The organism is Acidovorax sp. 22279 (genome assembly GCF_052045435.1).
Lineage (GTDB): Bacteria > Pseudomonadota > Gammaproteobacteria > Burkholderiales > Burkholderiaceae_C > Acidovorax > Acidovorax delafieldii.
Genome location: NZ_JBQEOV010000025.1, coordinates 1 through 20078, shown reverse-complemented (window position 1 = coordinate 20078; position 20078 = coordinate 1). Strand labels below are relative to the sequence as shown.

The 20078-nt window shown below is 64.1% G+C and carries 16 protein-coding genes and 2 pseudogenes; 13 read left to right on the top strand and 5 right to left on the bottom strand.

Annotation, left to right across the window (positions count from 1 at the left end; genetic code table 11):
- Positions 1-367 precede the first annotated feature (367 nt).
- Together fusA and ACTJKQ_RS23530 are read left to right on the top strand one after the other, a co-directional pair.
- Positions 368-742: pseudogene (gene fusA / locus ACTJKQ_RS23535) on the top strand (elongation factor G); the annotation flags it as partial.
- A 232-nt stretch (positions 743-974) separates the two neighbouring features.
- Positions 975-1595, top strand: a complete 621-nt coding sequence (locus tag ACTJKQ_RS23530) for a hypothetical protein (RefSeq protein ID WP_440598260.1) — start codon at positions 975-977, stop codon at positions 1593-1595.
- A gap of 251 nt (positions 1596-1846) precedes the next feature.
- Here the strand turns inward: ACTJKQ_RS23530 and ACTJKQ_RS23525 are convergent, their stop codons facing one another.
- Positions 1847-2767 (bottom strand): LysR family transcriptional regulator, encoded by a 921-nt coding sequence (locus ACTJKQ_RS23525; RefSeq protein ID WP_440598259.1) that lies wholly within the window; start codon positions 2765-2767, stop codon positions 1847-1849.
- Positions 2768-2867: 100 nt separating this feature from the next.
- Here ACTJKQ_RS23525 and ACTJKQ_RS23520 point away from each other — a divergent pair, with 100 nt between their 5' ends.
- From ACTJKQ_RS23520 to ACTJKQ_RS23510, 3 genes are all read left to right on the top strand, one after another.
- Entirely contained in the window at positions 2868-3194 is a 327-nt protein-coding gene (locus ACTJKQ_RS23520) for a nuclear transport factor 2 family protein (protein WP_440598258.1), read from the top strand.
- Positions 3191-3973, top strand: a complete 783-nt coding sequence (locus ACTJKQ_RS23515) for an SDR family oxidoreductase (protein WP_440598257.1) — start codon at positions 3191-3193, stop codon at positions 3971-3973. The genes ACTJKQ_RS23520 and ACTJKQ_RS23515 overlap by 4 nt, the downstream gene beginning before the upstream one ends.
- A gap of 500 nt (positions 3974-4473) precedes the next feature.
- Entirely contained in the window at positions 4474-6876 is a 2403-nt protein-coding gene (locus ACTJKQ_RS23510) for a DNA polymerase II (protein WP_440598256.1), read from the top strand.
- A 214-nt stretch (positions 6877-7090) separates the two neighbouring features.
- Here the strand turns inward: ACTJKQ_RS23510 and argC are convergent, their stop codons facing one another.
- The gene (gene argC / locus ACTJKQ_RS23505) at positions 7091-8050 is read right to left on the bottom strand and encodes an N-acetyl-gamma-glutamyl-phosphate reductase (RefSeq protein WP_440598255.1); all 960 of its coding nucleotides are present in this window, start codon (positions 8048-8050) and stop codon (positions 7091-7093) included.
- 101 nt (positions 8051-8151) lie between these two features.
- Between argC and ACTJKQ_RS23500 the strand changes: the two genes are divergently transcribed.
- Positions 8152-9039, top strand: a complete 888-nt coding sequence (locus tag ACTJKQ_RS23500) for a LysR family transcriptional regulator (RefSeq protein ID WP_440598254.1) — start codon at positions 8152-8154, stop codon at positions 9037-9039.
- Between the two features lie 47 nt (positions 9040-9086).
- Here ACTJKQ_RS23500 and petA read toward each other — a convergent pair whose 3' ends face one another.
- The gene (gene petA, locus ACTJKQ_RS23495; RefSeq protein ID WP_440598253.1) at positions 9087-9713 is read right to left on the bottom strand and encodes a ubiquinol-cytochrome c reductase iron-sulfur subunit; all 627 of its coding nucleotides are present in this window, start codon (positions 9711-9713) and stop codon (positions 9087-9089) included.
- A 360-nt stretch (positions 9714-10073) separates the two neighbouring features.
- On the opposite strand from petA, the gene ACTJKQ_RS23490 reads away from it, so the two are divergent.
- Positions 10074-11453, top strand: coding sequence for a sigma-54 interaction domain-containing protein (locus ACTJKQ_RS23490; protein ID WP_440598252.1), 1380 nt, complete (start codon positions 10074-10076; stop codon positions 11451-11453).
- Between the two features lie 89 nt (positions 11454-11542).
- On the opposite strand, the gene ACTJKQ_RS23485 is transcribed toward ACTJKQ_RS23490, so the two are convergent.
- A complete protein-coding gene (locus ACTJKQ_RS23485) occupies positions 11543-12244 on the bottom strand; it encodes a TetR/AcrR family transcriptional regulator (RefSeq protein WP_440598251.1) in 702 nt (233 codons plus the stop codon).
- Positions 12245-12426: 182 nt separating this feature from the next.
- On the opposite strand from ACTJKQ_RS23485, the gene ACTJKQ_RS23480 reads away from it, so the two are divergent.
- From ACTJKQ_RS23480 to ACTJKQ_RS23455, 6 genes are all read left to right on the top strand, one after another.
- Entirely contained in the window at positions 12427-12576 is a 150-nt protein-coding gene (locus ACTJKQ_RS23480; RefSeq protein WP_156400955.1) for a hypothetical protein, read from the top strand.
- On the top strand, positions 12576-13925 hold the full coding sequence (locus ACTJKQ_RS23475; RefSeq protein ID WP_440598250.1) for an NAD(P)-dependent oxidoreductase: 1350 nt from the start codon (positions 12576-12578) through the stop codon (positions 13923-13925). The genes ACTJKQ_RS23480 and ACTJKQ_RS23475 overlap by 1 nt, the downstream gene beginning before the upstream one ends.
- 33 nt (positions 13926-13958) lie before the next feature.
- Complete coding sequence (preA, locus tag ACTJKQ_RS23470; protein WP_099731138.1) at positions 13959-15272, top strand: NAD-dependent dihydropyrimidine dehydrogenase subunit PreA; 1314 nt, start codon at positions 13959-13961, stop codon at positions 15270-15272.
- A gap of 221 nt (positions 15273-15493) precedes the next feature.
- On the top strand, positions 15494-16951 hold the full coding sequence (locus ACTJKQ_RS23465) for an NCS1 family nucleobase:cation symporter-1 (RefSeq protein WP_015012633.1): 1458 nt from the start codon (positions 15494-15496) through the stop codon (positions 16949-16951).
- Between the two features lie 79 nt (positions 16952-17030).
- Positions 17031-18482 (top strand): dihydropyrimidinase, encoded by a 1452-nt coding sequence (gene hydA / locus ACTJKQ_RS23460; protein WP_440598249.1) that lies wholly within the window; start codon positions 17031-17033, stop codon positions 18480-18482.
- Positions 18483-18508: 26 nt separating this feature from the next.
- The gene (locus ACTJKQ_RS23455; protein ID WP_440598248.1) at positions 18509-19765 is read left to right on the top strand and encodes a Zn-dependent hydrolase; all 1257 of its coding nucleotides are present in this window, start codon (positions 18509-18511) and stop codon (positions 19763-19765) included.
- A 79-nt stretch (positions 19766-19844) separates the two neighbouring features.
- Here ACTJKQ_RS23455 and ACTJKQ_RS23450 read toward each other — a convergent pair.
- Positions 19845-20078: pseudogene (locus tag ACTJKQ_RS23450) on the bottom strand (cytidyltransferase); the annotation flags it as partial.

Below are 20078 nucleotides of genomic sequence, written 5' to 3'. Positions count from 1 at the left end.
GCGCGGAGTTGCCGCGTATGCCGTCAGCCTGTCGTTCTTTGGAACGTTTTGAACAGCAGCGAGAAAGTAGAAGTGGGTGCACACTATTTTGTGATTGGTCGAAACCGAGTTGCTTCCATGGCAGCTCCCGGCTGGTTGCAGTCATAGGGGTGCCGCAGACGGATGAGTGTCAGGGTCAGTGCATGTTTTATCTTCACCTTAGGGTGATCCCTAAACAGCCGTGCACCGATGTACATGTTTTCAAGCGCCTCGGTTGAAGCGCTGACTGGCAAAAGCTACGGGGAGTTGGGTGGGCTGCTTCAGGCTGGTTGCAGACATACGGGATGCGTCATCGAATGAGTACTATCGGCCATGAGCAGTCACTCGCACCCTGCTGGACGGTAGCTTCCACGAGCATGACTCGTCCACGCTGGCCTTTGAATTGGCGGCGATGGCCGCCTTCCGCGAAGGGTTTGCGAAAGCGTCACCCCAGGTGCTGGAGCCCATGATGGCTGTGGAGGTCATCACCCCGGTCGACTACCTGGGCGATGCCATCGGCGACCTGAACCGCCGCCGCGGGCTGGTGCGTACCCAAGGCCTGCGTGGCAACGCCGCCACGGTCGAGGCCGAGGTACCGCTGAAAGAGATGTTCGGCTACATCGGCAGCCTGCGGGCCCTGTCCTCAGGTCGTGCACAGTATTCGATGCAGCTGGACCACTACGGGGTGGCGCCAGAGGTCCAAGCCGCAGAGCTGGTGGGTTGAGCTGAGAGCGCCGGGCCAGTTGCCCGGTACAGCCGTTGAGGGGGCGTGGACGAGAGTCTGCCCCCTTTTTTTGGCTTTGCGAGATGTTTGCTGCGGGACGGCTCCGGTCATCAAGGCTCAGCCGGGGGATGCAGCCAGAAGATCACATACGCCTCACAGACTTCATGTTGACCTCACGCAGGCACCCAATACTGGCCCCAACGCTCAATGGTTCTTGGTTGGAAAGGGTTCCATGTTTATTGCAATCGCGCTGGGCATGGCCCTGCTGTGCCTGGCCATCTTTGGGTTGGCGACCTTCTTTCTGGCAAGGGGCATGGCTAGAAGTTACGGCTATGTCTTCCACCAGTTACTCGGATATCAACCGCCCACTGTCGCGCTGCGGTTGACCTCCTGGGCCTGCGCCCTGCTTGTGCTGATACTCCTGCCGATGAAAGGATGCAGCCATATGCAGGTGGAGCTGTATCGCCAGGCGATTCCTCCTCAATTCGAGCTGGTGGAAGCTCTGCACCACGATGAGATCGTTGGTTTCCGAGAGGGGTGTGGATACGCAATCTTCCGGCTTTCAGAAGACAACCTGGCGCGCATTCGTCGCCAGGGCCTGGCTTACTTCGACGCGGCCCAGCTTGGGCGGGATGGCAAGCCCTACCACCAATACCAGCCGTGGCAAGCCACGCTGACCGATGCGCATGACCAGCTGTTCCGCGGGCAGAGCTGCGCAGGTGAACCGCCTGAATTGCTGGAGCAGGCTCAGCGCGCAGTTGGCAAAGAAGGGGCGTTCTTCACTACCGGCCACGAGCAGGATCTGGTGGTTGTTCCCGAGTTGGGATTGCTCATCTACTCCTACAACGGTTGACCGAACGGCCCCGCTTTATCTATTGCACCTTCTACCTTGTGCATCATCTCATCGCCATATCCCCCCAACGAGGCTCAGCAATGGCATCAACCAGGCATAGATCTGCGCGATCGCGTGCACATTTGAACGGAGTTGCTTGTCCGTTCAGTCAATCCACTACCTTGAACGACCAACCTCGAAGTAGCCGACCAAATTCAGTGCGCAATCAACTGCACAGTTAGGCGCATGGGCCCCTCGGGCTACAACTTGGACTACCCAGCTTTGCGTCCTATGTCCAAATCTCTGTCCAAGAGACAGTCGATAAATGCACCCAAGAGCGCTGGTCGATGCTGCCTGTTCGGGTAGTAGAGGAACAGCCCAGGGCGTGAGATCGACCAGTCCGCCAAGACCTGGACCAACCTGCCATGGGCCAAGTGCTCGGCCACACCATCTCGTTCGAAGTGATAGGCAATACCGAGCCCGTTCAGCGCAGCAGCAATGCCAATGTCAGCGTGATTGGTGACGACAGGCCCATCCACCGCGACTTCCATTTTTTGGCCCTTCTTTTCGAACTCCCAGCGGTACTGTCTGCCGTCCATCTGGAGCCGCCAGTTAATGCACGCATGGCTGTGCAAATCTGCGGGTGTCTTAGGGACCCCTCGCTCAGCCAGATAGCCTGGAGAGGCCACTGCAACCATGTTCAGGTCTGGGCTGAGGCGCACGGCAATCATGTCCTTCTCAAGCCGTCCACCCACGCGGATGCCCGCGTCGAAGCGGCCCACAACAATGTCGGCCAGAGCGTCGTCGACCACGATGTCGAGCAGCACGTCAGGGTAGGCACGATGGAAGCGTGAAAGCCTTGGGGCAATGATGGTTCTCGCTGCGACCCCCAGCGTGTTGATGCGAAGCGTGCCTGTCGCACGTCCTGCAGCCTCGGTGGCTTCAGCGACTGCTGCATCCATTTCCCGAAACAGTGGGGCTATGCGCCCATAAAGCAGTTCGCCACTTGCAGAGGGCGCGACGCTTCGTGTCGTCCTATTCAGAAGGCGCGTGCCGATCCGGGCTTCGAGCTGTCGAATGGTCTGGCTGAGCGCAGACGGCGAAAGGCCCAGATGTTCAGCCGCGCGGGCAAAGCTCTTGCGTTCGACCACGGCAGCAAAAGCTTTTAGCTCAGCAAATTCGAACCCGCGCATTATGTATTCCTTGCTACATAGCTCATTCGAATTCTAGATGATTCACTTATTTCACTACGGCACGCATCCTTAGGCTTCATTCAACACACGGAGCACCAGCATGCACCCCTCGACTCTTCCTGAACCCATTGCCGCGTACTTCGCGGCTGAGCACAACCCTGAGGCCTTGGGGTGTTGTTTCACACCGCAAGCGGTCATGAAGGACGATGGCCACACCTACACCGGCGTCGAAGCCATCACGGCCTTTATGGCCGAGGCATCCGCCAAGTACAGCGCAACGACGGTGCCGTTTGCGCTGGCAAGTGAGGGGGGCCTCCAGATCGTCCACGCCAAGGTCACAGGCAACTTCCCTGGCAGCCCTATCAATCTGTCCTATCGCTTTCGCCTGGAACGCGGCCTGATTTCATTGCTGGAGGTCACAGCATGAACTTCGATCTTCAATTGAAAGGCCAGCGTGCCCTGGTTACCGGCGGCACCAAGGGTTTGGGAGCTGCTGTCGTCAAGAGCCTCCAAGAAGTCGGAGTGCAGGTCATGACAACTGCGCGCTCGGCACCCGACAGGCCGCTCGAAGGTGTGACTTACGTCCAGACTGACCTCACGACGGCGGAAGGCGTGAGCGAACTGGCGCGCATGGTGAAGGAGCAGTGGGGCGGTGTCGATATCCTGATCAACTCCGTCGGAGGCTCGATCGCTCCGGCAGGTGGTTTTGCGGCACTGGATGACGCTGTGTGGCTCAGTGAGCTGAACCTGAACCTGATGTCAGCAGTGCGTCTTGACCGCGCGCTGTTGCCCTCCATGTTGGCCAAGGGTACAGGGGTTGTCCTGCATGTGACGTCAATACAGCGTGTGCTTCCACTTCCGGAGTCAACGACCGCGTACGCCGCCGCCAAGGGTGCCCTCTCGACCTACAGCAAATCCTTGTCAAAGGAGGTCACACCGAAAGGAGTGCGCGTTCTGCGCGTCTCTCCCGGCTGGATTGAAACAGAGGCTTCGGTGGTATTCGCCGAGCGAATGGGCGCCGAAGCAGGCACGGACTATGAGGGCGGGAAGAAGATGGTCATGGACTGGCTCGGCGGAATTCCGGTCGGGCGGCCTGCCACGCCAAAGGAAGTTGCCGACCTGATCACCTTCCTGGTGTCTCCTCGCGCAGCATCGGTGTCGGGCTCGGAGCACGTGATCGATGGAGGGACAGTACCAACCGTGTAGAACCTTCACAAGGCTCTACAGATACTCCCACAGGTCATGAGCTTGGACGATTATCTGATTTCTGTAGGTTGGGCTCCGGAAACTTTGCGTAGGGTTGCACAAGGCAGCGGATGTGCGACACGCCAACTCCAGGTATCACTGTCAACTTATGCTGCCGGTACAAACAATTCGCGCTCTTGACGTTGTCTATCCAGAGATCTGCCCGGTAACACATGATCTTGGATGCAGCGGAGCATCACGCTGGATGGTGAAAATCGTCAGGTGTAGGGCTGCGGTGTCGCCTTATAGCCATGCCCAGATCCGGCGCAGCAATGCGGGCGCCGGTCGAGCGGGACGGAATACATAACGGGTTGGTTTGTGCATGGCCTTAGCGGTATCGGTTTTTGCAATACTGTACAAAACATCAGTATTATGCACAAGAGTGCAAACGCACCTATTGAACATCTGGCCTCTCGCCCGAGGCATCAGAATTAGCGTGCCACCGTCTTCCGCTCCACCTGATGTCTTTAGCCCTCGCACCCACCGAACTCCGGGGCTTCATCCTCACCCGCCACTGGCGCGACCTCCCTGACGGCACCGAGATTGAATACTGGCTGGCCACCGACGAGGGGCTGAAGAAGGTGCTCCTGACCCGGCAGACCTCAGTCGCCTTCCTGCCGGCCCTCCATCGGGCTGCGGCACAGGCGTACTTGGCAAACCTGCAGGGCCTGGAGGTGAGAGAGCTGGGTTTGAAGACATTCGACCAGAAGCCCGTCCTCGGCGTCTATGCCCGCAGGTTCCGCGATCTCGGCAAGCTGGCACGCGCGCTCCAGCCGCTGGGGATCCCGCTCTACGAAGCCGATGTTCGCCCGCACGACCGCTACCTGATGGAGCGGTTCATCACAGCCGGTGTTCTGGTCGAGGGCGGCCAGCGCGAAGGTTCGACCATCCTCGACGGCAAGTTGAAGCCCGCGTCTGTTTGGCGCCCGGTGTTGAAGGTGGTGTCGCTGGATATCGAGACGAGCGCGACCGAGGAGCTTTACTCGATCGCACTGGATGGTGCGGGCGACCGAGTGGTCTTCATGCTGGGGGAGACGCCAGCGCGAGCTTCGGTGTCGGAACCAACTGTGCCACCGATGGACTTCAGGCTTGTGTATTGCTCAACTCGCCGAGGGATGATCGAGCAGCTCAATGCCTGGTTTGCGGACCATGACCCGGATGTCATCGTCGGCTGGAGCGTGATCCAGTTCGACCTGCGGGTGCTACAAAAGACCGCCGACGCGAACTCCGTGCAACTGCTGCTCGGACGCGAGCGCCGCCCCATCGCTTGGCGCACGCACCCGGGGCGCCAGGGCTACCTTTTCGCACCCATGCCCGGACGCGTGGTTGTCGATGGCATCGAAGCACTGCGGGCGGGCATGTGGAGCTTCCCGTCTTTCAGCCTCGAAGCGGTCTCACGGAAACTGCTCGGTGAGGGCAAGGAGATCGGCGATGCCTACGACAAGATGGCCGAGATCGAGCGGCGCTATCAGGAAGACAAGCCCGCGCTGGCCAGCTACAACATCCGCGACTGCGCGCTCGTCCTGCGCATCTTCGACAAACTGGAGCTGCTGCCGTTCGTGCTCGAGCGAGCGCAGACGACGGGATTGCAGATAGATCACTTTGGTGGCTCCATCGCTGCGTTCAGCCACCATTACCTGCCGCGCATGCACCGCCTGGGCTACGTAGCGCCGAACGTGGGTGACATCGCGGCCAAGGCCTTTCCTGGCGGCTATGTGATGGACTCCACGCCGGGCTTCTACGACTCCGTCGTGGTCCTGGACTACAAAAGCCTGTACCCCTCCATCATCCGGACCTTCCTGGTGGACCCCGTGGGTCTGGCCGAGGGAGAGAGCACCAACGTCCAGACCGGATTGGTGCAGGGGCCGCAAGGCACGCTGTTCTCGCGCGAGAAGCACTGTCTGCCGGACATCGTGACCGCCCTGTCGAATGCCCGGGACGAGGCCAAGCGTGCGCGCAATCAGCCGCTGTCGCAGGCCCTGAAGCTGCTCATGAACTCCTTCGCTGGAGTGTTGGGTGCGTCCGAGTGCCGCTTCTTCAATCCGAAGCTGGTGTCCGCTGTGACCTTGCGCGGCCACGAGGTGATGAAGCTCACTCGGACGTTCGTGGAGGAGCGCGGATACCAGGTCATCTACGGAGATACGGACTCCATCTTCATCTGGCTAAAACGTACCTATCCCAATACGGAGGCGCACGCCATTGCGGCGGGCTTGGTGCAGGAAATTAACGCGTGGTGGACCCGCAAGCTGCATGAAGAGCAGCAGCTGGAGAACTTCCTCGAAATCGAGTTCGACACCCACTACGCCAAGTTCTTCATGCCCACCATCCGGGGATCGGATGTCGGCAGCAAGAAGCGCTACGCCGGCCTGAGCATAGATGAAGAGGGGCGGGAGGAGATGGTCTATCGCGGGCTGGAGATGGCCCGCAGCGACTGGACCCTGTTGGCACGCCAGTTCCAGGAAGGCTTGCTGTCACGCATCTTCCATGGTGAGCCCTACCGGGCGTTCGTGGCCGACTATGCGCGGTCGATGCTGGAAGGCCAGATGGATACGCTGCTCGTCTACCGAAAACGGCTGCGTCACCGGCTTGATGCTTATGAAGTCAATGTGCCGCCCCAGGTGCGCGCGGCACGCATCGCTGATGCTCACAACGCGAAGTTGAACCGTCCCCAGCAGTACCAGCGTGGCGGCTGGATCGAGTACGTGATGACACAGAGCGGCCCCGAACCTCTGGAGGCCCGGCATTCGCGCATTGACTATGAGCACTACCTCGTCAAACAACTGCAACCCATTGCTGATGCGATTCTTCAGCCGCTGGGGGACAGCTTTGCAGCATTGACGAGTGCGCAGAAGGTGTTGTTCTAGGCGATACCGGCGGTCGAACTGGTGCGCCCCCTGATGCGGACTTGTTGACGAGGGCGAGCAGACGAGACCGTCTATTTGCGTCCGATAGCGAGCTTCGCACCCACGAAAGTCTAGTGGCGCAAAAACCGCACCGACGAATGTAGAGTGGCGCGGGCCTCTAAACACCAATGGCGCAGTTTGGAGGAAACTGAAGTAAATCAAAGACTTACGCCTGCTAGGTTTCTAAGGTTAACTGGCGTTCCGCAGCAGCACCCAGCATCAGATCCAGGTTCTGCACCGCCGCCCCCGAGGCGCCCTTGCCAAGGTTGTCAAACACGGCGGTCAGCAACACCTGACCGTGGCGGGCGTTGCTGAACACCCCCAGCTGCAGCCGGTTGGTGCCGTTCAGGGCTTGCGGGTCCAGATGCTCGGCCGCTTCGGTGGTGGCGGGGGGCATCACCTCGACAAAGGTGGCGCCGGCATAGTGCTGCTGCAGGCAGGCGTGCAGGTGTTCGCCTTGCGCTCCGGGCGCGAGCTGCCGCAGATGCAGCCCGATGGTCAGCACGATGCCCTGGCGGAAGGCGCCGTACGAGGGCAGAAAAAACGGGCGCTGCGACAGCCCCGCGTGCTGCGCGATCTCGGGCGTGTGTTTGTGCTCCAGCTGCAGCCCATAGACCTGGAAGGCGGGCGCACTGGCTGCTTCGGGGCCTTCGTGTGCTTGCACCCGGGCACGCCCGCCGCCGGAATACCCCGACACCGCATGGATGGTGAGCGCATGGTCGGCAGGCAACAAGCCGGCCTGCACCAGGGGCCGCAGCAGGGCGATGGCGCCTGTGGGGTAGCAGCCGGGGTTGCTGACGCGTTGCGCGTTGGCGATGCGCGCGGCCTGCGCCGCATCCATCTCAGGGAACCCATAAACCCATTGCGCGTCCGTGCGGTGGGCCGAGCTGGCGTCGATCACGCGCACCGAGGGGTTGTGGATGGCTGCCACGGCTTCGCGGGCGGCGGCGTCGGGCAGGCACAGGATGGCGATGTCGCAGCTGTTGATGGCTTCGGCGCGGCGGGTGGGGTTCTTGCGGTCGGCTTCGGGCAGTGTCAGCAGCTGCAGATCTGTGCGGCCGTGCAGGCGCTGGTGGATTTGCAGGCCGGTGGTGCCTTGGTCGCCGTCAATAAAAACAAGGGGCTGGGTGGTCATGGTGCGGATTCCTGGCATGGGGAGATGTGGAATCTTCGGCGCCGGTCTAAACTTTGAAAAGTTGAATTTCACAAACATCAAGATCAGTTCTGCTGAACGTCATGCGCGAACTCAATCTCGACCGGCTGCGTACCCTGGTCACCATCGCTGACCTCGGGTCTTTCGCTGAAGCTGCCCGCACGCTGCATCTGGCGCCGCCCACGGTCAGCCTGCACATTGCCGACCTGGAGGCGTTGATCGGTGCGCCGTTGCTGGTGCGCAAGCGGGGCGAGGTGCGGCCGTCCGGCGCGGGGGAGGTGCTGGTGGAGCGGGCGCGGCGTCTGCTGGCCGATGCCGACGAGGCCATGGACCTGGTGCGGCGCCAGGTGCAAGGGCTGGAGGGGCGGGTGCGGCTGGGCGCGTCCACCGGCGCCATCGCGCACCTGCTGCCCCAGGCGCTGGAAGTGCTGGGCCAGTACCACCCCGGCATCGATGTGCAGGTGCTGGTGCTCACGTCGCAGGAGACTGTGTCGCGGCTGGCGCTGGGGGCATTGGATGTGGGCCTGGTGGCCTTGCCCATGGCCTCGGTGCGCGGGGTGACGGTGATGCCGTGGCGGCGCGACCCGGTGATGGCGTTCGTCCCCTCGGCCTGGGCGGCGCCCCGCAGGGTCACGCCCCAGTGGCTGGCGGGTCAGCCGTTGATCCTGAACGATGACGGCACCAGCCTGTCACGCCTGACGAACGATTGGCTGGCCCTGGCGGGCGAGCTGCCCAAGGCGCGCATCCAGCTCAACTACAACGATGCCATCAAGAGCCTGGTGGCCGCCGGCTACGGGGCCACGCTGCTGCCGCACGAGGCATCCACCGCCACGCCGCTGGACCCGCGCATCCGCATGCTGCCGGTGCAGCCCCGGCTGTGGCGCCCCCTGGGCATCGCCCACCGCGCGGGCCCGGTGGAGCGCGCCACCCAGCATGTGCTGGATGTGCTGTGGCAACAGAAGCAGGTGTGACGCGAAGCTGAACCGGGAATGTGCCGCCCCAGGCCGCCGCCTGTCGCTCAGGCAGCGTCGTCCCCGATGAGCAGCCGGGTGTCGGACACGTAGCGGTGCGGCGGTACCTCCAGGTTGGTGGGCGCGGGCTTGTTCCTGAAGACTCGGCCCGCCAGGTCGAAGGTGGAGCCGTGGCAGGGACAAAAGAAGCCGCCCTGCCACTGGTCGCCCACGCTGGGGTTGCTGGTGCCTGCAGGCACGGCGGTGGGCGAGCAGCCAAGGTGGGTGCAGATGCCCACGGTGACAAACACCTCCGGGCGGATGGAGCGTTGCGGGTTGCGGGCGTACTCGGGTTGCTGGTCCTTGCGCGAGGCGGGGTCGGCCAGTGCGGCGTCTTGCTGGGGCAGGGCGGCCAGCATCTCGGGCGTACGCCGCATGATCCACACGGGCTTGCCGCGCCATTCCACCGTCTTCACGCCGCCGGGCTGCAGGTCGCTGATGTCCACCTCCACGCCGGCGCCCATGGCCCGCGCGCGCTCGCTGGGGGCCAGGCTGGACACCAGGGGCACGGCAACCCCTGCCGCCGCCACGCAGCCCGTGGCCGCTGTCAGCAGCACCAGCTGCCGACGCTCTGCGGAGGGATCGCCGTCGGTGCCTGGAAGGCAGCCATTGGGAGTAGCGGTGTGGAGAGACATGGGGTGCTTTCAGAGAGAGGTAGGACTGGCCGTGGCGTCGAGAGGGGGGCTCGGCGGGGTGACAACCACCGCCCGCAACGTAGCGGGCGGCAATGCTCTACCGCAAACGACGTGCCATCACCCGCAAGACCGGCCTGCCATGACGCGTCCCGCATGAAAAGCCTGTGAATTCAACAGGTTGCGCGCGCGATATCGGGTGAGCGGGCGCGTCGCAGGCCCGGCCCCAGCCGGATGGACTGCCATTCCGTCTGTCAAATTAACTGCCAACTGCCATCCATTGCAGTCCGCATGGCATAGATCAAAGGCCTGTCGGCGAAACCGGTGCACCGTCAGGGCCTTTGCCTGCACCGAGGTGTTGCCATGCCCCGTCTCCCCGCGCCACCCGCCGAACTGGTGTCCTTTCTGGAGGGCCTGACTGATCCGCACATCCTGCTGGACGACCGCTATCGCATCCTGGCGGCCAATGGGGCTTATCGCCGCCAGTTCGGTGCATCGGGCGGTACGGAAGGCGGTGCGGAGGGCAGCGTGGTGGGGCGCACCTGCCATGCCGTGTCCCACCATGCCAGCGTGCCCTGTGACCAGGCGGGCGAGTCCTGCCCGCTGGCGCAGGCGCGCGCCTCGGGGCAACGCGAACGGGTGCTGCATGTGCACCACACCGCCCAGGGCGAGGAATATGTGCAGATCGAGCTGGCGCCTGTGGCGGGTGCGGACGGCACCGCGGGGTTCTTTGTCGAAAAGATGGTGCCTTTGCCGGTGGCGGCGCAGCCGGTGCCGTCCGCGCAGGGGCTCATTGGGCGTTCGCCCGCGTTCCAGAAGATGCTAGGGCTGGTGGCGCGGGTGGCGCCTTCGCGGGCTGCGGTGTTGCTGCTGGGCGAGTCGGGCACGGGCAAGGAGCTGGTGGCCCATGCCGTGCACCAGGGCAGCCTGCGCGCGCGGCGTGCGCTGGTGCCCGTGGACTGCTCCAGCATGCCCGAGGCGCTGTTCGAGTCCGAGCTGTTCGGGCATGAGAAAGGGGCGTTCACCGGTGCGGCCCAGGCCCGGCCGGGGCTGGTAGAGGCGGCAAACGGTGGCACGCTGTTTCTGGACGAAGTGGGCGACATCCCGCTGCCGCTGCAGGTCAAGCTGCTGCGCCTGCTGGAGACCGGCACCTACCGCCGCGTGGGCAGCACCGAGCTGCGGCATGCCGACCTGCGCGTGGTGTCAGCCACGCACCGCAACCTGCAGCACATGGTGGCCGCAGGGCACTTTCGCGAAGACCTGTATTACCGCCTGAGCACCTTCCCCATCCACCTGCCACCGCTGCGCGAACGCCAGGGGGACACCGCTTTGCTGGCACGCGCGCTGCTGGAGCGCGTGGCGCCCCCGCCCCGTGCGCTGCAGTTGTCTGGCGCTGCGCTGGCCTTGCTGGAGGCGCAGCCGTACCCCGGCAATGTGCGGGAACTGCGCAACCTGCTGGAGCGCACCGCCTTGCTGTGCGATGGCGACAGCATCGGCGCGGAGCATGTGCAGCAAGCGCTTGCCTGTGGTCTGCCCCCGCTCGCGGGTGCGGTGGCTCAGGCCGCAGGGGTGCTGCCTGTATCGGTTGCGTTAGCGGGGCTGCCACGCCGCCGCCACTTGCCCGACGACGAGGCCCTGCGCCAGGCCGTGGCTGCCCACCAGGGCAGCCGTTTAGCCCTGGCGCGGCGTCTGGGCATTAGCGAGCGATCGCTGTACCGGCGGCTGAAAACATTGGGTGCTTGACGCCAATAAGTGAAGAAATTGGCCTCAAGCGCATGTATTGATTGTGCTGGCAGCTATATTTTATATAGCGTTTGGTGCACCTTGCTGGCTTAGACCACCGCATCGGGCGCCAGCGCGCTCAGCACCATGCGCACGATCAGTTCCTCGGCCTTTTCGTAGTCGCGCTCGGTCAGGGCGGGTTTGCCCAGCAACAGGGCGAACTGGGCTTCCTGCTCCGCATACGCCTGCGTGACCGACCAAATGATGAACATCAGGTGCGTGAAGTTGACCTTGGCAATGCGGCCCTCGCGCGCCCAGCGCTCGAAGGTGCGCACCTCGGTCTTGAGCAGCGGCGCCACGCGTTCGGTGATGGCCGTGCCATACCGTGGTGCGCCCGCAATCACCTCTTTGGTGAACACCTTGGCGCCCTGGGGGCGGGTGCGCGAATAGTGCAGCTTGGCGCGGATGTAACGCCGCAGCGCTTGCTGCGGGTCGTCGCTGTGCGACAGGTCTTCCATGCCGGCCAGCCACTGGGTGAGCACATCGTCCAGCACCCGCTGGTACAGCGCCTCCTTGCTTGGGAAGTAGTACAGCAGGTTGTGGCGGCTGATGCCGATGGCGGCGGCAATGCTCTCCAGCGATGCGCCCTCAAAGCCGAATTGCGCAAACTGATTCTCTGCCTCGGCAAGGATGCCCTGCTCCTTGAGCAACCGCGAGGCCGTGGGGGCGCGGGGGGCGGACTCGTCGTGGGCGGGCGGGAGGGCCGCCTTGCGGGGGCGCGGGGGGGCAGGGGACGGGCGGGCTGCAGTCATTGCACCATTGTGGAACAAGCCGGGGCCTGAAAACTGGCAATTGGCTGGCTGGAGGCTGGCACGCGGTTTGCTGTAGGGATTTTACCAATTGGTAAATTTTTACGGGTTGGTAAATTGAACCACAACGCAGGGCACCGCTGCACCAAAGCAGCGGGCACCTGCACCCCACAGCGAGGACCACGATGAAACCTCCGAAGTTTGCGGGCACCAGCATTCACGCTGGTGCCGCATTGGTTGGCGCCACTGGCTGGCGTTCCACCGCTGCGCGGCGTGCACTTGCACGCCCCCTGGGCGCCCAGACCCCCACCCTCACCCTCTCGGAGGAAACCTGATGGACACACCCGCAAGCCGTGCCTGCGGCATTCATGCCGCACGCCTGAACCTGGCCGACTACGCCGTCAACTTCAGCGACGCGCACCCGCCGCTCACCCGGGCGCAGGCGCTGATCGAGGCCGAGCGTTGCTACTACTGCCACGACGCGCCCTGCGCCACGGCATGTCCCACGGGCATCGACATCCCCTCGTTCATCCACCGCATTGCGCAGGACAACAACCGGGGCGCTGCCCGCGCCATCCTGGAGGCCAACCCGCTCGGTGGCATGTGCGCCCGCGTGTGCCCCACCGAGGTGCTGTGCGAACAGGCCTGCGTGCGCAACACCAACGAGGACAAGCCGGTGGAGATCGGCTCGTTGCAGCGCTACGCCACCGACGCCTTCTTTGCCCAGCCCGGTGCACCGCTGTTCCAGCGTGCAGCCGCCACCGGCAAGCGCGTGGCAGTGGTGGGCGCCGGGCCGGCGGGCCTGGCCTGCGCGCATGGCCTGGCTGTGCGCGGGCATGACGTGGTGCTGTTCGAGGCGCGCCCCAAGCTCGGTGGCCTCAACGAATATGGCCTGGCCAGCTACAAGACCGCCAACAACTTCGCGCAGAAGGAAGTGGAGTGGCTGCTGTCCATCGGTGGCATTGAGGTGCGCACCGGCCAGCAACTGGGCCGTGACATCATGCTCGACAGCCTGCTGGGCGCTTACGACGCTGTGTTCCTGGGACTGGGCCTGCAGGGCGTGAACGCGCTGGGCGTGGCTGAGCCCACGGTCACCGGCCTGCGCAATGCCGTGGATTTCATTGCCGAGCTGCGCCAGAGTACCGACCTCTCGACCCTGCCCGTGGGCCGCCGCGTGGTGGTGATTGGTGGCGGCATGACCGCGGTGGATGCCGCCGTGCAGTCGCGCAAGCTGGGCGCCGAAGAGGTGACCATCGTCTACCGCCGGGGCGCCGAGGCCATGTCGGCGTCCGCTGTGGAGCAGCAGTGGGCGCAGACGAATGGTGTGACGATCCGCCACTGGGCGGCACCGAAGGAGGTGCTGAGCGAAGGCGGCGCCGTTAAGGGCGTGCGGTTCGCCGCCACGGCGGTGAGCGGCGGCAAGCTGGTGGAAACGGGCGAAACCTTCACGCTGGACGCCGACATGGTGCTCAAGGCCATTGGTCAGACCTTTGTGGCCGAACCCGTGGGCAACCGCATTGCACTGGAGGGCGGGCGCATCGCCACCGATGCCGAAGGCCAGACCAGCCTGCCGCGCGTGTGGGCGGGTGGCGACTGCCGTGTGGGCGGCCGCGACCTCACGGTGGAGGCGGTGGAGCACGGCAAGGTCGCCGCTGTGTCCATCCACGCCGCACTGATGGCTTGAACCCCTTCACCCCAGTTTTCACGGGAGCACCCCATGGCAGACATTCGCAGCAATTTTCTGGGCATCCAAAGCCCCAACCCCTTCTGGCTGGCCTCCGCACCACCCACTGACAAAGAGATCAACGTCACCCGCGCCTTCGAGGCGGGCTGGGGCGGCGTGGTGTGGAAGACGCTGGGCGAAGACCCGGCCGTGGTCAACGTCAACGGCCCGCGCTACTCCACGCTGATGTCGCAAGACCGCCGCGTGATCGGACTGAACAACATCGAGCTGATCACCGACCGGCCTCTGCAGACCAACCTCGAAGAGATCAAACGCGTCAAACGCAACTGGCCGGACCGGGCCATGATCGTATCGCTCATGGTGCCCTGCGTGGAAGAGAGCTGGAAGAACATCCTGCCGCTGGTGGAAGACACCGGCGCCGACGGCATCGAACTCAACTTCGGCTGCCCGCACGGCATGAGCGAGCGCGGCATGGGCGCGGCCGTGGGCCAGGTGCCTGAATACATCCAGATGGTAACGGCCTGGTGCAAGCACTACAGCAAGCTGCCCGTGATCGTGAAGCTCACGCCCAACATCACCGATGTGCGCCACCCCGCGCGTGCGGCCAAGGCGGGCGGGGCCGATGCCGTGTCGCTCATCAACACCATCAACTCCATCATGGGCGTGGACCTGGACCGCATGGTGATGAGCCCGAGCACGGACGGCTGGGGCTCGCACGGCGGCTACTGCGGCCCGGCTGTCAAGCCCATTGCGCTGAACATGGTGGCCGAGATCGCACGCGACGCCCAGACCGCAGGCCTGCCCATCAGCGGAATCGGCGGCATCACCACTTGGCGCGATGCGGCCGAATACATTGCGCTCGGCTGTGGCACGGTGCAGGTGTGCACTGCCGCCATGGTCTACGGCTTCAAGATCGTGCAGGACATGTGCGACGGGCTGTCCAACTTCATGGACGAGCACGGTTACGCCACGCTCGACGACTTCAAAGGCCAGGCCGTGCCCACGGTCAAGGACTGGAAGAACCTCAACCTCAACCACATCGAAAAAGCCGTTATCAACCAGGATGCCTGCATCCAGTGCGGCCGCTGCCATGTGGTGTGCGAAGACACCTCGCACCAGGCCATCACCTTCACCAAGGAGGGTGGCGTGCGCAAGTTCGAGATCAACGAGGCCGAATGCGTGGGCTGCAACCTGTGCGTGTCGATCTGCCCCGTGCCCGAGTGCATCACGATGCGCGCGCTGGAGCCGGGTGAAGTCGATGTGCGCACGGGCAAGACGGTGACGGGCGAATACGCCAACTGGACCACGCACCCCAACAACCCGCAGCGCGTGTCTGCAGCCGCTTGATATGCGCCCCTGCGTGCGTTTGCCACAGACCGTGCAAGGCGTTGTGACAGCACCCTTTGTGGTGCCGATTTGCAACGCATGCTGCACTGCATCTGGTGCAGTTCTTGCGTGATCTCTAGCATCGCTCGCTTCCCTTTGCCCGCCATCTGCCAGCGTGAGGGCGCTGGAACAGACAGCGGGTTGTGTGCAACCCCAACGACGTCTTTGACAGGAGTACAGGCATGACCAACAGTACCGGCAGCGCGGCCCATGTGGCGGGGCTGATGCCCGGCGACGCATCCAACACGCTCGCCAATGAAGATCTGCTCCCCACCACCGCCGCGCAGCGACACTGGACGTGGAAGGACTTTGCCGCACTCTGGGTGGGCATGGTCGTGTGTGTGCCCACCTACACCATGGCCAGCTCCATGCTGGACCAAGGCTTCACCTGGCAGATGGCGGTGTGGCTGGTGTTCCTGGCCAACTGCATCGTGCTGGTGCCCATGGTGCTCATTGGGCGCGTGGGGCCCCGGTACGGCGTGCCGTTCCCGGTGCTGGCTCGTGCATCGTTTGGCGTGAAAGGCGCCAACCTGCCCGCCGTGCTGCGCGGGCTGGTGGCGTGTGGCTGGTTCTCCATCAACTGCTACTTTGGCGCGCTGGCGCTGCACGGGTTCCTCAACATCCTGGGCATGGGGCTCGCGGGACCGGCCGATGGGCAGACCATCAGCACCTCGCAGTTCATGTGCTTTCTGGCGTTCTGGGCGGTGCACATCTGGTTCATCTGGAAGGGCCCGGAGTCCATCCGCATGCTGGAGGTGATTGCGGCGCCGCTGATGATCATTGCGTCCATCGCACTGGTTGTGGTGCTAATGATGAAGGTGCCCTCGGGCCAGCTCTTCAACCTGCCCGCCAAGGTGGTCGAAGGCGGCCCCAAGACCTGGGCGGCGCTCACGGGCCTGGTCGGCTTCTGGGCCACGCTGGCACTCAACATTCCGGACTTCACCCGCTTTGCCAAATCGCAGAAGGACCAGGTGGTGGGCCAGGCCATCGGCCTGCCCATTCCCATGGCGCTGTTCTCCATGGTGGGCGTGATCGGCTTCTCGGCCTCGGCCATCCTGTACGGCAAGGCCCAGCTGTTCCCTGATGGTCTGCTCACGCAGATGGGCAGCGTGGCCGCAGGCCTGGGCCTGCTGGTGATCTTGCTCGCCAACCTCACCACCAACGTGGCCGCCAACCTGGTTTCGCCGTCGTATGACTTCAGCCAGTGCGCGCCGTCCAAGATCAGCTTCCGCATGGGCGGCCTGATTGCTGCAGGCATCGGTCTGCTGTTCATGCCCTGGAAGCTGCTGGCCACCTCGGGCGGCTACCTGTTCACCTGGCTGGGCGGCTACGGCACGCTGCTGGGCGCCATCGCGGGCATCCTGCTGGTGGACTACTACCTGGTGCGCAAGAGCGAGCTGAAGGTGGACGACCTGTACCGCCGTGGCGGTGAATACGAGTACAGCAACGGCTGGAACCTGCAGGCCCTGATTGCCTTTGCACTGGGCGTGCTGCCCTGCCTGCCGGGCTACCTGGCGGTGTCGGGTGTGGTGGACAAGGCGGGCATGCCTGCCATCTGGCTGTCGCTGTTCGACTCGGGCTGGTTCTTCAGCCTGGCGGTGGCCGGCACCTACTACTACCTGACGGCCAAGAAGAAGTGATGCCCCGGACCCTGCCTGGGCCTGTTGCCAGTGCAGGGTCCATTTTTTGAATTGATCCGTATCCCTGAAGGAGACCCCCATGAGCCAAGCCCTTGTGATCCGCGGTGGCACCGTGGTCAACGCCGACCGTGAACAGCGCGCCGATGTGTTGTGCGTCGATGGCCGCATCGTGGCCGTGGGGGACGGGGCTGCGGCGCAGGCCCCCGCAGGCGCGCAGACGCTGGACGCCAGCGGCCAGTACGTGCTGCCCGGCGGCATTGACCCGCACACCCACATGCAGCTGCCGTTCATGGGCACCGTCACCATGGACGACTTCTTCACCGGCACGGCCGCTGCGCTGGCGGGCGGCACCACGAGCATCATCGACTTCGTGATCCCCGATCCGCAAGAACCCATCCTGGATGCTTATCGCAAGTGGCGCGGCTGGGCGGAGAAGTCGGCGGCCGACTATTCCTTCCACGTCGCTATCACCTGGTGGAGCGAGCAGGTGCGCGCCGACATGGGCACGCTGGTGCAGCAGGAGGGCGTGAACAGCTTCAAGCACTTCATGGCCTATAAGAACGCCATCATGTGCGACGACGAAACCCTGGTGAACAGCTTCAAGCGCGCGCTCGAACTCGGGGCCATGCCCACGGTGCACGCCGAAAACGGCGAGCTGGTCTACCTGCTGCAGCAAGAGGTCGCCAAGATGGGCATCACTGGGCCTGAGGGCCACCCGCTGTCACGCCCACCGATGGTGGAGGCCGAAGCCGCCAACCGCGCCATCGCCATTGCCGACGTGCTGGGCGTTCCCATCTACGTGGTGCATGTGAGCTGCATGGAGTCGGCCGACGCCATTGCCCGCGCCCGTGCGCGCGGTCAGCGCGTGTACGGCGAGGTGCTGGCGGGCCACCTGCTGGTGGACGACAGCGTTTACCGCGACCCCGATTTCGCCAAGGCCGCCGCCTATGTGATGAGCCCGCCCTTCCGCCCCAAGGGCCACCAGGAGGCGCTGTGGCGCGGCCTGCAGTCGGGCCAGCTGCACACCACGGCGACGGACCACTGCACCTTCTGCGCCGCGCAAAAGGCCATGGGCAAGGAGAACTTTGCCAAGATCCCCAACGGCACGGGTGGCGTGGAAGAGCGCATGGCCGCGCTGTGGGATGGCGGCGTGAACACCGGGCGCCTCACGCCCAGCGAGTTTGTGGCCATCACCTCGGCCAACGCGGCCAAGCTGTTCAACATCTATCCGCGCAAGGGTTTCATTGGCGAAGGTGCCGATGCCGACTTGGTGCTGTGGGACCCGCAAGGCACCAAGACCTTCTCGGCCAAGACGCAGTTCAGCAAGGGCGACTTCAACATCTTTGAAGGCCGCACCGTGCGCGGCATCCCCAGCCACACCGTGAGCCAGGGCCGCGTGGTGTTTGCCAACGGCGACCTGCGGGCCGAGCAGGGCAAGGGCCGCTACATCAAGCGCCCCGCGTTTGGCGCCAACTTCCAGGCCGTGCAAAAGCGTGCGCAGGACCTGGCCCCCTCGGCTGTGGCGCGCTAAGCGCTGCAATGCATCTGGAGAACCCCATGGACACGAAAGTCAAACCCGACATCGAGAACCTGCGCATCAACGGCCAGCGCCTGTGGGCATCGTTGATGGAGCTGGCGCAGATCGGCGCCACCCCCAAGGGCGGCGTGTGCCGCTTGACCCTCACCGACCTGGACAAACAGGGTCGTGACTTGGTGACCCGCTGGGCGCGTGAAGCGGGCATGACCGTCACCATCGACAAGATCGGCAACGGCTTCATGCGCCGCCCCGGCCGCAACAACAGCCTGCCACCCATCATGACCGGCAGCCACATTGACACCCAGCCCACCGGCGGCAAGTTCGACGGCAACTACGGCGTGCTCGCCGGCATCGAGGTGGTGCGCACGCTCAACGACCATGGCATCGAAACCGAGGCCCCCATCGAAGTGGCCTTCTGGACCAACGAAGAAGGATCGCGTTTCGTGCCCGTGATGATGGGCTCCGGCGTGTTCGCCAAAGCCTTCACGCTGGATCACGCCTACGCAGCTACCGACACCGAAGGCAAGACCGTGAAAGGCGAGCTGGAGCGCATCGGTTACATCGGAGACCAGGAACCGGGAGACCACCCCATTGGCGCCTACTTCGAAACCCACATCGAACAAGGCCCGGTGCTGGAAGACAACGACAAGACCATCGGCGTGGTCAGCGGCGTGCTGGGCATCCGCTGGTTTGACTGCACCGTCACCGGCATGGAAGCCCACGCAGGCCCCACCCCCATGGCCCTGCGCAAGGACGCGATGCTGGCCGCCACACGCATCATGCAAGACGTAGTCGCCGCCGCCCACCGCCACCCGCCGCACGGGCGCGGCACCGTGGGCATGGTGCAGGTGTTCCCCAACAGCCGCAACGTGATTCCGGGCCGGGTCAAATTCAGCATCGACCTGCGCAACAGCACCGACGCGCTGGTGGACGCCATGGCCGCCGAGGTCAAGGCCTTTGCCGACCAAGTGGCCAAGGAGCATGGCGTGCAAGTCCACATCGAAATGGTGTCCAGCTACCCCGCACAGCTCTTCCAGCCCGAATGCGTGCAGGCCGTGGGCCGCGCCGCCGCCAAGCTGGGCTACAGCCACATGCCTGCCGTCTCCGGCGCGGGGCACGATGCCGTGTACATGGCCAAGCTCGCACCCAGCGGCATGATCTTCATCCCCTGCAAGGACGGCATCAGCCACAACGAGATCGAGGATGCGAAACCCGAGCACATCGAGGCGGGATGCAACGTGCTGCTGCACGCCATGCTGGAGCGGGCTGGTACCTAATGCTATACAAAATATAGCGGCAGATACATGATTCCGTAGCGCTTGCACCCGTTTGGATGCAAAAAGCGGGTGGAACGGATCAGTCCAGCTTCGTCAGCCCCAGAAAGTGGTCCAGCATGTGGAAGTGGTCTTCGAAGAATTCCTCTTCCAGGCCTGCCAGCTGGTCGATGGGGATCCACTGCACCAGCGCTGCATCGTCATCGGCCTGCACCACCGGGAAGGGCGCATCGCCCAGGTCAAAGTAGTGTGCATGCGTGATGGTGCGACCGCGCTGGCTGCGGTCGGGGTGGTCGAACACGGCCACTGACTGCAG

Bases quoted from the DNA above. Each gene is read 5' to 3' on its own strand.
- ACTJKQ_RS23530 (WP_440598260.1), top strand. From the start codon at position 975: ATGTTTATTGCAATCGCGCTGGGCATGGCCCTGCTGTGCCTGGCCATC.
- ACTJKQ_RS23525 (WP_440598259.1), bottom strand. From the start codon at position 2,767: ATGCGCGGGTTCGAATTTGCTGAGCTAAAAGCTTTTGCTGCCGTGGTC.
- ACTJKQ_RS23520 (WP_440598258.1), top strand. From the start codon at position 2,868: ATGCACCCCTCGACTCTTCCTGAACCCATTGCCGCGTACTTCGCGGCT.
- ACTJKQ_RS23515 (WP_440598257.1), top strand. From the start codon at position 3,191: ATGAACTTCGATCTTCAATTGAAAGGCCAGCGTGCCCTGGTTACCGGC.
- ACTJKQ_RS23510 (WP_440598256.1), top strand. From the start codon at position 4,474: ATGTCTTTAGCCCTCGCACCCACCGAACTCCGGGGCTTCATCCTCACC.
- argC (WP_440598255.1), bottom strand. From the start codon at position 8,050: ATGACCACCCAGCCCCTTGTTTTTATTGACGGCGACCAAGGCACCACC.
- ACTJKQ_RS23500 (WP_440598254.1), top strand. From the start codon at position 8,152: ATGCGCGAACTCAATCTCGACCGGCTGCGTACCCTGGTCACCATCGCT.
- petA (WP_440598253.1), bottom strand. From the start codon at position 9,713: ATGTCTCTCCACACCGCTACTCCCAATGGCTGCCTTCCAGGCACCGAC.
- ACTJKQ_RS23490 (WP_440598252.1), top strand. From the start codon at position 10,074: ATGCCCCGTCTCCCCGCGCCACCCGCCGAACTGGTGTCCTTTCTGGAG.
- ACTJKQ_RS23485 (WP_440598251.1), bottom strand. From the start codon at position 12,244: ATGACTGCAGCCCGCCCGTCCCCTGCCCCCCCGCGCCCCCGCAAGGCG.
- ACTJKQ_RS23480 (WP_156400955.1), top strand. From the start codon at position 12,427: ATGAAACCTCCGAAGTTTGCGGGCACCAGCATTCACGCTGGTGCCGCA.
- ACTJKQ_RS23475 (WP_440598250.1), top strand. From the start codon at position 12,576: ATGGACACACCCGCAAGCCGTGCCTGCGGCATTCATGCCGCACGCCTG.
- preA (WP_099731138.1), top strand. From the start codon at position 13,959: ATGGCAGACATTCGCAGCAATTTTCTGGGCATCCAAAGCCCCAACCCC.
- ACTJKQ_RS23465 (WP_015012633.1), top strand. From the start codon at position 15,494: ATGACCAACAGTACCGGCAGCGCGGCCCATGTGGCGGGGCTGATGCCC.
- hydA (WP_440598249.1), top strand. From the start codon at position 17,031: ATGAGCCAAGCCCTTGTGATCCGCGGTGGCACCGTGGTCAACGCCGAC.
- ACTJKQ_RS23455 (WP_440598248.1), top strand. From the start codon at position 18,509: ATGGACACGAAAGTCAAACCCGACATCGAGAACCTGCGCATCAACGGC.